At 70.0% G+C, this 14,025-nt stretch carries 11 protein-coding genes; 7 read left to right on the top strand and 4 right to left on the bottom strand.

Annotated features, from left to right (window positions below; translation table 11 throughout):
* Positions 1-54: 54 nt before the first annotated feature.
* The 4 genes from EV137_RS14360 (at position 55) to EV137_RS14345 (ending at position 6,493) form a co-directional block, all read left to right on the top strand.
* Entirely contained in the window at positions 55-1,320 is a 1,266-nt protein-coding gene (locus EV137_RS14360; RefSeq protein WP_134129094.1) for a hypothetical protein, read from the top strand.
* 340 nt (positions 1,321-1,660) lie between these two features.
* Entirely contained in the window at positions 1,661-1,912 is a 252-nt protein-coding gene (locus EV137_RS14355; protein WP_020389877.1) for a WhiB family transcriptional regulator, read from the top strand.
* A 190-nt stretch (positions 1,913-2,102) separates the two neighbouring features.
* Positions 2,103-5,015 (top strand): glycosyltransferase family 2 protein, encoded by a 2,913-nt coding sequence (locus EV137_RS14350; RefSeq protein WP_133997673.1) that lies wholly within the window; start codon positions 2,103-2,105, stop codon positions 5,013-5,015.
* The gene (locus tag EV137_RS14345) at positions 5,012-6,493 is read left to right on the top strand and encodes a DUF5719 family protein (protein ID WP_134129092.1); all 1,482 of its coding nucleotides are present in this window, start codon (positions 5,012-5,014) and stop codon (positions 6,491-6,493) included. The genes EV137_RS14350 and EV137_RS14345 overlap by 4 nt, the downstream gene beginning before the upstream one ends.
* A 1-nt stretch (position 6,494) precedes the next feature.
* Here the strand turns inward: EV137_RS14345 and EV137_RS14340 are convergent, their stop codons facing one another.
* A complete protein-coding gene (locus EV137_RS14340) occupies positions 6,495-6,878 on the bottom strand; it encodes a DUF3499 domain-containing protein (protein WP_130382495.1) in 384 nt (127 codons plus the stop codon).
* A gap of 31 nt (positions 6,879-6,909) precedes the next feature.
* Here EV137_RS14340 and EV137_RS14335 point away from each other — a divergent pair, with 31 nt between their 5' ends.
* From EV137_RS14335 to EV137_RS14325, 3 genes are all read left to right on the top strand, one after another.
* Positions 6,910-7,356: a metallopeptidase family protein gene (locus EV137_RS14335; protein ID WP_238157444.1), complete on the top strand. Its 447-nt coding sequence runs from the start codon at positions 6,910-6,912 to the stop codon at positions 7,354-7,356.
* A gap of 84 nt (positions 7,357-7,440) precedes the next feature.
* A complete protein-coding gene (locus EV137_RS14330) occupies positions 7,441-8,523 on the top strand; it encodes a Gfo/Idh/MocA family protein (protein WP_238175292.1) in 1,083 nt (360 codons plus the stop codon).
* Entirely contained in the window at positions 8,516-9,271 is a 756-nt protein-coding gene (locus EV137_RS14325; protein WP_134129089.1) for a ThuA domain-containing protein, read from the top strand. Before EV137_RS14330 ends, EV137_RS14325 begins: the two co-directional genes overlap by 8 nt.
* A gap of 4 nt (positions 9,272-9,275) precedes the next feature.
* On the opposite strand, the gene EV137_RS14320 is transcribed toward EV137_RS14325, so the two are convergent.
* The 3 genes from EV137_RS14320 to EV137_RS14310 are packed head-to-tail and all read right to left on the bottom strand — an operon-like array spanning position 9,276 to position 13,860.
* Positions 9,276-9,923: an ABC transporter ATP-binding protein gene (locus EV137_RS14320; protein WP_134129087.1), complete on the bottom strand. Its 648-nt coding sequence runs from the start codon at positions 9,921-9,923 to the stop codon at positions 9,276-9,278.
* Positions 9,920-10,759, bottom strand: a complete 840-nt coding sequence (locus EV137_RS14315) for an ABC transporter ATP-binding protein (RefSeq protein ID WP_134129085.1) — start codon at positions 10,757-10,759, stop codon at positions 9,920-9,922. The genes EV137_RS14320 and EV137_RS14315 overlap by 4 nt, the downstream gene beginning before the upstream one ends.
* The gene (locus tag EV137_RS14310; protein ID WP_134129083.1) at positions 10,756-13,860 is read right to left on the bottom strand and encodes an FtsX-like permease family protein; all 3,105 of its coding nucleotides are present in this window, start codon (positions 13,858-13,860) and stop codon (positions 10,756-10,758) included. Before EV137_RS14310 ends, EV137_RS14315 begins: the two co-directional genes overlap by 4 nt.
* Positions 13,861-14,025: the final 165 nt, after the last annotated feature.

Here is a 14,025-nt window from a genome sequence, read left to right as displayed (position 1 = left end):
TCATCACATCCGCACAGCTCAGTTGTACGGCCCCCCAACATCCGAGGAGCCCTCGTGGTCACCGACGCAACCAAGAAGCTCAGAGAGCCGGTCGCGTACATCCTGCTCGCATACTCCGGCCTGCTCGCGCTGGCCGCGTTGATCCGGCTGTTCGTCGGCGGAGCGGGTTTCGTCTCCGCTTCCACCTACGTGTCGAACCTGCTCATCCCGTTCGGCGGCCAGCTCGGCCTCGCCGGGCTGGTGAGCGCCGTCGCCCTGGTCGGCGCGGTGTGGCTGGTGAACGAAGGTGAGCGGACCCCGAACGCGCGGATCGTCGCGCTGGCCGCACTCGTCATCACGGGCGTGACCGCGCTGATCCTCCTGATCGCGGGGTTCGCCGGCTTCAACGACAACGGCACCGCTGGTCTGAAGATCTTCAGCTTCCTCATGGTGCTCGCCGGCCTCGCGCTGTACGCCGCCGCCGGCTTCTACATCCTGAAGACCTTCCAGGCGCTCCCCGCGCCGGTGCGTGCGCCGAAGCCGGGCCAGTTCCAGCAGGGTCAGCCGGGCCAGCAGTACGGCCAGACAGCGCCGTACGGTCAGCAGCAGGGCTTCGCCCAGCAGGGTTACGACCAGGGTCAGCAAGGTCAGTTCGGCGGCCAGTACGACCAGGGTCAGCAGTACGGCGGCTACGCGGCTGCTGGTGGTGCTGGTGCTGCCGGCGCCGCAGGTGGCTATGTCGCGGGCCAGGACCAGGGCCAGCAGTGGCCGCAGGAGCAGGGCTGGAACCAGGGCGAGCAGCAGAACTGGTCCGCCGGTGAGGCCGAGGCCCAGCAGGCCGGTCAGCACTCCGCGCAGCACGCCGGTCAGCCGGGTGCCGAGCAGGCGTGGCCCGCCGAGGGTCAGAGCGCCGAGCCGACGCAGGCGTGGAACTCCGAAGGCCAGCAGCAGTGGGGCGGCCAGGACCAGGCCCAGCCGGCGCAGCAGTGGCCGCAGGAGCAGCAGTGGCGCGGCGCTGACGCCGGCCAGCAGCAGTGGGGCGCTCAGGAGTACGGCCAGCAGACTCCGGCCGGCCAGGAGTGGGGCCAGCAGGAGCACGGCGCTGTCGAGGGTAGCCAGCAGCCGGCGGAGGCCCAGCAGGCTCAGCAGGCATGGCAGCAGGAGCAGGCCTGGCAGGCCGAGGAGACTCCGGCCGCCGAGCAGCAGCCGGGTGCTGCCGACCCGGCACCGCAGGCCGAGGCCGCCGACGAGACCCGGATCGACCCGCGGGCCGAGTCGGACAAGAACGACCCGAACCAGCAGGGTCAGGGCCAGCAGGGTTGGTGGTCGCAGCCTTCCTGATCAGGCAACAGCAAGGGCGGTTCTGCGACAGCAAGCCCTTACCGAACCTGCGGGAAAAATCCGGGAACAACGGGGTTTGAGCCCGGGTACACAGCGCGAGAGGCCTGTATCTACAGGCCTCTCGTTCTTTTGCGGCCATGTTGCGGATGATCCCAATAGCAGAGCACGGCTTGACTTTCGTGGATTGCAGGAATGTAATTTCAACCGTGTCGTTCGTTAGGACACTCGGTATCGGGGACCGTTGCAGAGCGCAGGACGGACGAGGTCAGGCATGTGGACCGCAAACCCACATGTACAGGGGAACGAACAGGGTCGAGGAGGTCGTACCGTGACAGAGCTGATGGCGATTGTCGACGGTGAGGCGATCGAGGAGGAGCCGAACTGGCAGGAAAGGGCGTTGTGCGCCCAGACCGATCCAGAGGCTTTCTTCCCGGAGAAGGGCGGTTCCACCCGCGAGGCCAAGAAGGTGTGCCTCGGTTGCGACGTCCGGGGCGAGTGCCTCGAGTACGCGCTGCAGAACGACGAGCGCTTCGGGATCTGGGGCGGCCTGTCGGAACGGGAACGCCGCAAGCTGAAGAAGAAGGCCGTCTGACGGCCCGGACGCAGCGAACAACTTCACGTAGGACTTCCGCGAGGCCCCGGGGTGATCACCCCGGGGCCCGCGGCTTTCCGGACCAGGGCCCGCGGCTTTTCGGACACTCCGACGGCGGCTGTATGGTGAGTCCTCGCCGGGACTGCGGTCACGGTGACCGTCCGCAAGCATCGAGGTGTCACAGCTCCGCATGGAACAAGAAGCCCCGGCCGGCTGGGAATTCTTCGACTCCGTCGACTTCCCGACCGATCACATCGACGACCCGATGGGTCGTCCGCGGGTCCGGCATGTCGTCACCGCGGTGGTGGTCGGGCATGAGGGCGCGGCCTGGCTGCCGCGGCTGTCCGAGGCGTTGTGGGCGCTCAACCCGCGCCCGGACCGGCTGATCGCGGTCGACACCGGATCCACCGACGAAACCGCCGAACTGCTCGCTGCGATGCCCGGCGTGGAGCCGGTCGTCAGCGTCTCCGCGCGGACCGGCTTCGGGATGGCGGTGGCCCGCGGTCTCGAGACGCACGGTTTCGCGCCCATCCCGAGTGCCGTCGGCCCGTACGGCGACGACGGCCACATGCCTGTGGTGGAGTGGCTCTGGCTGCTCCACGACGACTGCGCGCCGGCGCCGAAGGCCCTGGAGAAATTGTTGCTCCAGGCCACTATGTCGCCGAACACCGGTGTCTGGGGCCCGAAGCTGCGGCTCTGGCCGCGGGACCGGGAACTGCTCGAGGTCGGCGTCACCACGTCACTCGGCGGCCGCCGCGACACCGGCATCGAGAACGGCGAGCTGGACCAGGGCCAGCACGACCAGCCGCGGAACGTGCTCGCGGTCAGCTCGGCCGGCATGCTGGTACGCCGCGACGTCTGGGAGGCCCTGCACGGTTTCGACCCGCGGCTGCCGATGTTCCGCGACGACATCGACTTCGGCTGGCGCGCCAGCCGCGCCGGCTACCAGGTCGGGGTCGCGCCCGACGCGGTCGTCTACCACGCGCAGGCCGCGGCGACCGGCGAGCGAGCACTGGCCGGCACCCGACGGCACGCGTACCAGCTCGACCGCGCCCATGCGTACTACACCGTTCTCGCGAACGCTCCCGGCAAACTGCTTCCGCTGCTGATCCTGCGGTTCCTCCTCGGCACCGTGATGCGGTCGATCTGGTTCCTGCTCGGCAAGACACCGTCGGGCGCCGTCGACGAGTGGACCGCGTTGCTCGGCACCCTGCTGGCCGGCGGCTGGACGCAAGCACGCAAGAACCGCCGAAGTCTCGACCAGGTCCCGTACGACGACATCAAGGGACTGTTCTCCCGGTCCGTGCACGCACTGCGGCACAACCTGGAGGAGACGACCAGCACGATCTCCGAGCGCATCCGCGAAGCCTGGGCGGACGAGCCGGAAGAGCAAGTCGTCACCACCGCCCGACGTGCCAAGTCCACTGCGCGCGTAGCGGTCGACCAGCCGAGGTGGCGGCGTCAGCTGATTCGGCGGCCGTTCCTGATCGCATGGGTCGTGCTGGCGATCGGTGCGCTGATCGCGGCGCGCGATCTGATCGGCGGCGGCGTACTCCGGTCCAACCTGTTGCTGCCCGCGCAGGAGAACCTTGCGGCGTTGTGGCACGCAGCTGCGTCGGCTCCGCCAGGCGTAACGCCACCTGCATGGTTGGCGCAGTTCTGGGCGTTCTCGACGGTCATGTTCGGTCCCACCGGTGCGGTGAACGTTCTGCTGCTCGGCGCGGTACCACTGGCCGGTCTGGCTGCGTGGGCGTTGCTGCGGGCGTTCGTCGTCGACCGTGTCGCGCGGGCCTGGGGTGCATCGGCGTACGGGCTGGCTGTTTTCACGAACGGTGCGATCACGCAGGGGCGGATCGGGACGTGTGTGGCGGCGATCGTGCTGCCACTGCTCGGTGCCGCTGTCCACACCGTTGCCCGACGGCGGCGCGTGGTTGTTCAGGGCAGTTGGCGGGCCGCGTGGTTCGCGGGGATCTGTCTGGCGGTGCTGTTCGCGTTCACGCCGGCTCTGGCTCTGCTGGTCAGCGTCATCCTGGTCTTCGGCGCGGTGCTGGGGCTGGGCTGGCGGCGGCAGGGGCGCCAGTTGGTCTTCTCGGTTGTGCTTGGCCTGCTGCTCGTGCTGCCGTGGACGCTGGACCTGGTGCGGCACCCCTCGAAGCTGGGGCAGGAGGCGGGCGGTCCGCCGACCGCCGCGATCGGTCCGGGCGACAGCCTGCCGCATCTGCTGACAGGTACGCCGGTCGGTGCGCCGGCGCCCTGGTGGTTCGCCGTACCGCTGATTCTGGTGGCTCTGGTCAGTCTGTTGCGTCAGTCGCGGCAGCGATACGAGTTGGTCGGTTGGTTCGCCGCGCTGGCCGGTCTGGCCGCGACACTGGTTGCCAGCCGGCTCGGCGGTGGCAGCGGGCCATTGATGTTCCTGATGACTGCAGGCTGGATCATCACCGTGGCGGTTGCCTGGGACTCGGTCGGCAAGTCCACCGAGATCATCGTCCAGGGTGTGCTCGGGATCGTGTTGCTGACGACCGTGGTGACGGCCGGCTTCTGGCTCGTGCGTGGGGCAGACGGTCCGTTGTGGCGTGGTCCCGCTCAGGACCTGCCGGCGTACCTGGTCGCTTCGCAGGATCCACCGGACAACCAGTCGATCCTGGTGGTGCGGAAGGCGCCCGAAGGCCAGATGCGGTTCTCGCTGGTCAAGAACGGCGGACCGCGGATGGGAGCGCTCGAGGCGGCGCCGACCGCGGCACAGACCAAACCGCTCACGGATGTCCTGGCGACGCTCGGTGGCGGCGGTAGTGGTGAGGAAGGCCGGCAGTTGGCCGGTCTCGCGATCGACTACGTGTACCTGCCGGGTCCGGTAGACCCGACGCTGCAGTCGACGCTCGACTCGCTGCCGGGCCTCACCAGGGCCAGTGCGAACGACGGCGACGCCTCGTGGCTGGTCGACCGGTCGAAGATCAAGGGCGAGACGCCGCTGGTCGACCAGACCCACACGGTTTGGCGCATCCTCGGTCTGATCGGCTGGATCCTCGCACTGATCTTCTGTCTGCCGACGGTGCGCCGCACCGTCGCCGTACCGCAGGGCACCCACGCGAGGAGGGACCGGTGACCCGGTTGCTGTCCGACCCGCGTCTCCGGATCGGAGCCGTCGTCGTTGCCATGGCCGCGCTGGCAGGGATCGGAGTGGTCATCCACCCCGAGAAGGCCGACACCCGCGCGCAGGCCGCCGTCACCGAGCCGGCGCGCACAGTGGTGAACCGTACGGCGCTGTCCTGCCCGGCGCTGTCTCCCGGCGGCAAGATGACCAGCGTGGTGAACGGAGTGGCACCGACGCTGCCCGAAGGTACGCCGACCGCGCCAGGGGCCGCCGAACCGTTGACGATCGCTCCGCTGCCCGCCACGTCGGACCCGGTCGGCTCGCTGCTGAAGCGCGGAACGATCGGTTCGAGTGCGTCGGTCGTGAAGCCGGAGCCGCTGTCCATCAAGGGCACAGGACCGCTGGCCGCGGGGACGGTCGGCACGAGTACGACGACTGCGCAGGACGGCGTGAACCGCGGCATGGCCAGCGTGCCGTGTCAGGTGCCCGGTTCGGACTTCTGGTTCGTCGGAGCCTCCGGTGCGAGCGACCGGCGTGACGTGCTGGTGCTGACCAACCTGGACAGCATCAACGCGGAAGTGAACGTCAGCGTGTACGCGCGGACCGGTGCGCAGGACCTGCCGGCGGCCCGGGGCATCGTGGTCCCGGCACTCGGCACGGCCGAGCTGTTCCTCAAGCAGGTTGCTCCGAACCTGCGTGACATCGCCCTGCACGTGGAGTCGACAGGTGGCCGGGTAGCGGCCGCCGTCCGGTCCAATGCGACGAACGGCAGTCAGCCGGGCGGCGTGGACTGGCTGAACACCTCAGCGCCCCCTGCGACCAAGGTGTTCGTGCCCGCGGTGGCACCCGGTGCCGGTCTGCGGATCCTGTCGGTCGCGAACCCCACCGACCTGCAGGCGACCGCGAGCCTGACGGTGAACGGGCCGAACGGGCCGTTCAAGCCGGCCGGGCTGGAGACCGTGCAGATCGCGGCCGGCTCTGTGAAGACGTTCATGCTCGACTCGGTGCTGCACGGTGACGCGAGCGCGATCACCGTGACCTCGGACCAGCCGGTGACCGCGTCGGTGCGGTCCACGGACGCGAGCCGGACCGAGTTCTCGTCGCTGGGTTCGGCGGAGGCGCTGACCGGACCGGCGTACCTGGTCATTCCGGCGCACAAGCAGCCGGCGATGCTGCAGGTGACCGCGCCGGGAAAGACCGGCAGCGTGAAGTTCGAGCTCCGGGACGCGGCGGACCGGGTGCTGACCACGCGGGCGCTGGACGTCGTCGGTGGCGCGACGACACAGATCTCGTTCCCGGCGCAGCCGCGGCCGACGTACCTGATGGTGCAGCAGACGCGGGGGACTGTGGTCGCGGGCGTCACGTTGATGCCGGCGGCGAAGCCGGCCGAGGACGACGTACCGCAGGTGGCCGCTTGGCCGTTGACGACGTCGCTGGTGTTCCGCGCTCAGCTGGGCGCCCAGCCGGACGTCAGCGCCGCTCTCAGGTAGCTCAGCCCTCGTTGGTGTTGGCGCCGGGGTCTTGCAGCATGCGGAGGTGGCCGCGGCGGGCTACCTCGACCGGGGCGCCCGGCGTACCGGCACCAGGCTCCCGGCGGGGGAGCGGACGTGCTGCCTCGCGGACCGCGTTCGCCAGGGCCTCCAGGTCGTCGGAGGACGGGCCGGCGGCTGCGGGGTCCGGGGCGAGCCGGATGACTTCCCAGCCGTTCGGAGCGGTGAGGCGGTCGGCGTGGTCGGCGCACAGGTCGTAGCAGTGCGGCTCGGCGTACGTCGCGAGTGGACCGAGGACACAGGTCGAGTCCGCGTAGACGTAGGTGAGCGTCGATACGGCAGGCTTCTGACATCCGGCGCGCGAACAGATCCTGGCGATGCTCACGACCAGACATTACGCCCACTAGGCTGAGCGCGTGACCGAGGCTCGCCGTCATCGCAGGCACATCGACCGCCACGGGCGCGGCATGCTCGGCCCGATCAGCCGGCCGAGCACGTTCGCGCCGCGTGGTCTGCCGCTGCAGCGGTCCGCCGCCGCGCAGTTCGACGAGGTGGTCGCGATCGAGGTGACGCGGCTGGAGAAGCGGCTGCCGCAGGTGGTCGCGCGGGTCGAGTTCGCCATCGAGGACGTGCCGAACCTGGACCTGGACGCCACCGAGATCCCGCTCACGCACGCCACCGGCGGTACGTCGCACGAGCCGTACCGGATCGTGGTCTTCCGGCGCCCGATCGAGCTCCGCGCCGAACGCTCCGGCGCCGGACTGTCCTGGCTGGTCCGCTCCGCCCTCGTCCTGGAGCTCGCCGACGTCCTGGCGCTGTCCCCCGAACAGATCGACCCCGACTTCGACACAGACGACGACTGACACGCCACCCCTCCCAGCGGTGTTCGAACCTGTTCCGTACTGTGGATCGAGGTTTGTGACCTTCGTTGTCATCGGGAGAGGATCGTGTCTGTGAACGATCAAAAACTGCGGGTCGGTGTCGTAGGACTGGGCTTTGCCGGGCGGACGGCGCTGGAGGCGTTCTCCGAGCTTCCGGACGTCGAGGTGATCGGCCTGGCGGGCCTGGAGAAGGACATCCTGACCAGCCTGGGCGAGAAGCACGGCGTACCGCATCTGTACGAGAGGTGGGAGGACCTGCTCGAGACCCCGGGGCTGGAGGCGGTCAGCATCGGTACGCCGACGCAGCTGCACGCCCCGATCGCGCTCGCGGCCCTGCAGAAGGGGCTGCACGTCCTGTCCGAGAAGCCGCTGGCCAGGACCTTGGCCGAGGGCACCGCGATGGTCGAGGCCTCGAAGCAGGCCGGCCGGGTGCTGAAGGTCGTGTTCAACCACCGCGAGCGCGGTGACGTCGCGGCGCTCAAGCATCAGATCGACGAGGGCCAGCTCGGCCGCATCTACTACGCCAAGGCGCACTGGATGCGCCGCAACGGCATCCCCGGGATGGGCGGCTGGTTCACCAACCGGGAGCTGTCCGGCGGCGGGCCGCTGATCGACCTCGGCGTCCACATCCTCGACATGGCGCTGCACCTGATGGGCGAGCCGCAGGTGAGCACGGTGTCGGCCGACACGTTCGCCGAACTCGGCCCGCGCGGCAAGGGCAGCCGGGACCCGAACGCGAACACGCTCGGATCGGCGTTCGAGGTGGAGGACCTCGCCACGGCGTACCTGCGGCTGAAGGGCGGCGGCGCGCTGCAGCTGGAGACCAGCTGGGCGACGTTCCGGGCGCCGGGCGACAACTTCGGGATCGAGCTGTTCGGCACCGACGGCGGCGCCAAGATCGAGGTGCAGAACTACACCAACGAGGACACGCTGCGGATCTTCACCGACGTCGGCGGCGTACCGGCCGAGGTGAAGCCGGCGACCGGCGCCGGGCTCGGTCACCGCGCCGTGGTCCGGGAGTTCGTCCGGATCGTCAAGAGCGGTGAGTGGGAAGGCCAGAACGGGTCCGAGGCGCTGCTGCGGACCGAGATCATCGACGCCTGCTACGCCTCGGCGAAGGCGGGACGAGAGGTTGTGCTCAATGACTGAGCAAAATCAGGGAGCCATTCGCGTCACCGTCTGGGGCGAGAACGTCCACGAAGGCCGCGACGAGTCCGTCCGCAAGGTCTATCCGGACACCATGCACGAGACGATCGCGGCGGCGCTGCGGGACAAGCTCGGCCAGGACGTCGTCGTCCGTACGGCGTGGCTGCAGCAGGACGAGCACGGTCTGACCGAGGAAGTGCTCGCCGACACCGACGTACTCACCTGGTGGGGGCACGCCGCGCACGGTGATGTCGACGACGCGATCGTCGACCGGGTGCAGCAGCACGTGCTGTCCGGGATGGGCCTGATCGCGCTGCACTCCGCGCACTTCAGCAAGATCTTCATCAAACTGATGGGTACGACGTGCTCGCTCGACTGGCGCGCCGAGAACGACCGCGAGCTGATCTGGACGGTCGCCGCCGGTCACCCGATCGCGCAGGGCATCCCGCACCCGCTGGTGATCGAGCGCGAGGAGATGTACGGCGAGCTGTTCGACATCCCGCAGCCCGACGAGCTGGTGTTCGTCAGCTCGTTCTCCGGCGGCGAGGTGTTCCGCTCCGGCTGCTGCTACCGCCGCGGCCAGGGCCGGGTCTTCTACTTCCGCCCCGGCGACCAGGAGTACCCGACGTACCACCAGCCCGAGGTCCAGCAGATCATCGCCAACGCCGCCAAGTGGGCCGCACCGACCAGCCCCCGCCAGCTGCCGACGGTCCACCACCGCAAGAACCCGGGCTGGTTCGAGAAGGCCTGACCTGTCAGAGCTTCCGCTGCCAGGTCAGGTGGCCTTCGTCCATGATGGCGTGGCCGTCGGCGCCGGCTGCGACGTTGAGGTCGTGGGTAGCCACGATCACCGCGGCGCCGCGGCCGGCTTCGCGGCGGAGGAGGTCGAGGACTCGTTCACGGTTCGTGCCGTCGAGTTCGCTGGTGGACTCGTCGGCGAGGATGACGCGGCCCTGCTGGGCGAGTCCACGGGCGACGGCGACGCGTTGCTGCTCGCCGCCGGACAGTTCCTCGACCAGGTGGTCGCCACTGTCCTGGAGCCCGACGTCGGCCAGTGCCTGCTCGACCTGGCGGTCGACCGCTTCCGGGTCGGTGCGCTGGGCGAGCAGCGGCAGACAGAGATTCTCCCGGGCAGTCAGTACCCGGGCCAGGCCGTTGCCCTGCGGGATCAGTACGACGCCGTGAGCCGCGGCCGCCGGCCGGTCGCTGATCGTGAGATCGTCCACCTCGACCTGGCCGGAGCTCGGCCGGACCGCTCCGGCGACGGCCCACAGCAGCGAGCTCTTGCCGGCCCCGGACGGCCCGCTGACCGCGAGAACGAAGCCGGGCGGCACCCGCAGGGAAACGTCCGCCACCGCGATCAGGTCGTCGTAGGCGACGGTGAGGTTGGTGACCGTGATCACGACTGACCTTCTTGCTGTACAGGGCTCAGGCGAACGTCGCCGGCCTCGGTGGTGGTGACGCGGAGCAGGGTTCCGGGAGGCAGCAACTCGGCGACGTGCGGCGGCAGCGGCAGCGATCCGTCGGTGGCGACGACCGCGAACTCCTCGCCGCTGCGCCCCTCGGACGCGATCCGCCCGTCGCGGATGGTCACGGTGCGGGGGAGCACTGCGGCGACATCAGGGTCGTGGGTGACCAGCAGCACCGTCATGCCGGTGCTCGTGTTGATGGTCGAGATCGCGGCCAGGACCTCGTCCCGGGCCCGGTGGTCCAGTTGGCTCGTGGGTTCGTCGGCCAGCAGCAGGCCGGGGAACGTGGCGATCCCCACTGCCACCGCACAGAGCTGGATCTGGCCAGGCGTCAGCGAGGGCAGCGGAGTTCGGGCGTGGTCGGTCAGACCGACCAGGTCGAGTACGTCCTCCGGCGCCGGCAAGGACCGATCGCGCGACGCGGCGCGCTGTGCGTAACGGACGTTGTCCACGGGGGACAGGTAGGGGATGAGGTTGCGCCCGGCTCCCTGCAACACGATGCCGACGTCACGGGCGCGCATCCGGTCGAGCTCGGGCTCGGTCATCGTGGTCAGGTTGTGTTCGCCGATCTGCAGCCGCCCGGCGCTCGGCGTCAGCAGACCACCGCACAGCTGAAGCAGCGTGGACTTGCCGGCGCCGGACGGGCCGAGCAGACCGACGAACTCACCGGGTCGCACAGTGATCCCGATACCCGACAGGGCAGCGACGTCGTGGCCTTGGCTCCGGTAGATGTGGACCAGGCCGCTGGTACTGATCGCCAGTCCGCTCATGACAGGTCCTCCCGGATCCGGCCGTAGCCCGCCCGCCGGTTCACGCTGGTGCCCAGCACGAGCGTTGTCGCCGTCAGCACGACGGTGCCGGCCACCCAGAGGATCACCGCTCCGGACCAGTTGATCGCCAGGTCGAGCGGAATCGGCGACGGTTCGGCGGTCTCCGCGAAGAGCGGGAACATCGGGAGCGCGATGTGGGCGCCGATGATGCCGCAGGCCGACCCGAGCAGCGCTGCCAGCGCGACCGGTCCGGTCTGTTCCCAGCGCGCGGCCCCTCCGGTCGTGCTCGCCGGTACGCCGTTGATCCGCAGGCTCGCGTAGTCCTGGGCCCGGGAGCGCCAGGAGCTGACGCCCATCAGCAGCAGCACGATGACCGCAAGGGCCCAGCTGGCGATTCCGACGATCGGAGTGAGCTGGAGCGCGAGTGCGCTGGCGGAGCGCCCGTATCCGTCGATCCGGTCCGACCGCCGGTCGACGAGTGTGGGGGTGACCCCGGCCGCGGTCAGGCCGTCCATGATCTTGCCGACGTTCGCGAGCCCGTCGGCGTTGAGCCAGAGCTCGAACTCCGTCGAAGCGCGGTCGACGCCCCCGCCGACCCGGCGGGCGGTCTCCAGGTCGAGGACCGCGACCCGGTCGGTGTGGCGTGGCACCGGGATCTGAGGGTTGCCGAGCTTGGCGATCGGGATCGAGATCCCGTCGAGGCCGGGCACCGTCAGAGCCTCGCCGACGGCGTCCGGGCTCACCAGCGCCGGCACCGGCGTGGGGACCGCGGCGTACTGGAGGTTCAGCTCGCCGCCGAGGCTGGTCACGTCGAGCGCCAGCCCGTCAGGCGCGTTCCTGGCCGCGATGCTGCCCTGGTCGGCTCCTGCCTGCGAGCTGTTCGTCCAGTCCTGCATCCGGCCCAGTGGGACCGACTGCTGGGTGTCGGTCGCCAGGCGGCTGATCGCGATCTCGCCTTTGACACCGGCAGTGTCGCCCACTTCGCGGGACACCCCGAGCCGGAGCAGCTGACAGGACGGCAGGCAGCCGAGCGCCGTACTCAGCGTGACCGGACCGCGGCGACCCAGCGGGATCGGCGGGAAGCGCACCAGATAGCGCCCGCCGCTGCGCTGGTTGACCACCGTCGCCTGCAGGATCACCGACTTGGCCGGCTCCTCGGGGACAGGAATCACGTTTTCGCCGGCGGGTAGCGCGTACGGCGTGATCGCGCCGACCTCGGCGGTCACCGTCAGACGCTGACCGGTCAGCTCGATCGGCTTCGGCTCGGTGGGTGTCCGGAGCTTGCGGAACCCCTCGGCATCGGTGAGCCGATCGCCGTGGAAGGCGATCCGGTGGTAGCTGTCCGACTCGATCAGCACGGCGCGCAGGCTCTCCGCGGACGGCGGACTGGTGAGTACGACGGGGGTCAGCCACCGCCGGTCCGGATCGACCTTGTCGGCTGCCGCGGTGAAGACGCCGAGGTTGGTGGAGCCGATCGCGAGGACCGCCTCGGCGCCGGTCTCGTAGCCGGCCCTGGTGTCCCGGTTGCGATCGCCGACCGACGCCGCCTGACCGGCGAACGAGGCCAGGCCGGTCGCGACGGCGACCACGGCGACGAGTCGCGTCACGGCCGGGCGCCGGGCTACCTGCAGAGCGCCGAGCGCGAGACCGAGCCGCCCGCTGCGCAGCGCCTGCCGGCTGACCAGCCCCGCGACCGGCAGGAGGAGGTGTGCGAGGGCGAGTCCCGCTGCCAGAGCGAGCAAGGTGGGGGTCAGGATGGGGAGCGGGCCTCGTCCACCACTGGTCAGTCCGGTCACCAGCCCGGCCGACGCGACGACGATGACGGTGAGATCGATCAGGCCGATCGTGCGGTGGCGTCCGCGGAGCGGAATCCGCCGGAGCAGGCTGGAGATCGGCCGCCGGACGACGGTGCGAACCGACAGCGCCACAACCGCCAGCCCGACCAGAGCCGCCAGAGCGACCGCTGCCGGAACCGTCCACGGCACCTCCAGCGGTGCCAGTCCGTCCAGCCAGGCCGCTCGTACGGCGAGGAGCATCGCGAAACCGGCCGCCAAGCCGAGCAATGTACCGAGCAGCACGGGGACGCTCAGCTCGACGGCCAGCGTCCGGCCGGTCGCGCCGGTGCCCGACCCGCGCAGTCGCGAGACCGCCAGTTCCGGTCGGCGCTGGTCGACCACCGTGGCCAGCGCCAGCGCCAGCACGACCACTCCGAACAGGGCCACCTGCACCATCACCAGGGGGATGATCGTCCTGGCCTGCCGTCGCTCCGCCTGGATGCCGTCGACGACCCCGATCAGTCCTGAGCTGTTCTGTGCGTCGACGCCGCGTTCGGCGATCTGGGCTTCGAGTTGATCGGTCACCTGCCGGATCCGGTCCAGGTCGTCGACTCGCACGCTTCCCGGCTGCGGGCGGGTGTCCAGCGTCGAGTAGGCGTCCCAGTTGCCCGCGGAGAGGGTGCCACGTTCGGCGAGCAGGAAGTCGCCCAACGGGGGCTGGGAGTCGCTGGCCGGCCGCGAGTTCCCGATCGGTCTGCGGCCGAACCAGTAGGTGGCTTCGGCGTCCGCCTGGTAGATCCCGACCACGCGGAGCGGGCTGCGCTCGGGGTCGCTGGCGGTCTGGGCCCTGAGCGTCGTCCCGACCGCCAGGCCGAAGTTCTTCGCGTCCGCTGTCGATGCGGCGACCTCACCGGGGCCGCGGGGGCACCGGCCGGCGGTCAGTTCGAGTCGGGCGCAGTAGCCGTCCCGCCACACCACCCGGCCTTGGACGGTCGGTCTCTCGTTGCCGCGACCCCAGATCACTACGGCGGTCCGTCCGTAGACCGGTGGGGTGAACAGCTCCTTCAGGTCGGCCGGGACGAACTGGGCGAGGTCCTCCGGCGGGGCCGACTCGGCCGGTCCGCCGACAGCGGTCGACGGCGTCGTCTTGAGCTGCCAGGCCGCGGAGTTCCACTGGTGCGTCAAGGCCTCGGTCGTGACGGTCTGTTCGACCGCCCGGGCGAACCAGGGCGCGAACGCCGCGCACGTGCCGATCAACAGGCTGATCCCGCCGAGGACCAGGCCTTGGGACCTGCGGTAGCGCAGAGCCTGCCGCAAGAACGTCATTGGCCACCCCCCAGCCGCCAGGCCACGCCGCTCGGTGACCAAGGACCGAACATACGAAACCAGAGGGGCAACGTCAGGACGCCTGCTGACAACGATGCCCAGTTGTTGCCTGGAGCCGCAGGATCGAGGCTGAGATTCGGCTTTTCCGATGGGCCGGATAGGGTC

The sequence above is a fragment of the Kribbella pratensis genome (assembly GCF_004366075.1).
Taxonomy (GTDB): Bacteria; Actinomycetota; Actinomycetes; order Propionibacteriales; family Kribbellaceae; genus Kribbella; species Kribbella pratensis.
This window is presented reverse-complemented; position numbering and strand designations above follow the sequence as displayed.

Excerpts from the sequence above, each read along its gene's own strand:
- EV137_RS14355 (WP_020389877.1), top strand. The coding sequence starts at position 1,661 with ATGGCGATTGTCGACGGTGAGGCGATCGAGGAGGAGCCGAACTGGCAG.
- EV137_RS14350 (WP_133997673.1), top strand. The coding sequence starts at position 2,103 with ATGGAACAAGAAGCCCCGGCCGGCTGGGAATTCTTCGACTCCGTCGAC.
- EV137_RS14325 (WP_134129089.1), top strand. The coding sequence starts at position 8,516 with ATGACTGAGCAAAATCAGGGAGCCATTCGCGTCACCGTCTGGGGCGAG.
- EV137_RS14315 (WP_134129085.1), bottom strand. The coding sequence starts at position 10,759 with ATGAGCGGACTGGCGATCAGTACCAGCGGCCTGGTCCACATCTACCGG.
- EV137_RS14310 (WP_134129083.1), bottom strand. The coding sequence starts at position 13,860 with ATGACGTTCTTGCGGCAGGCTCTGCGCTACCGCAGGTCCCAAGGCCTG.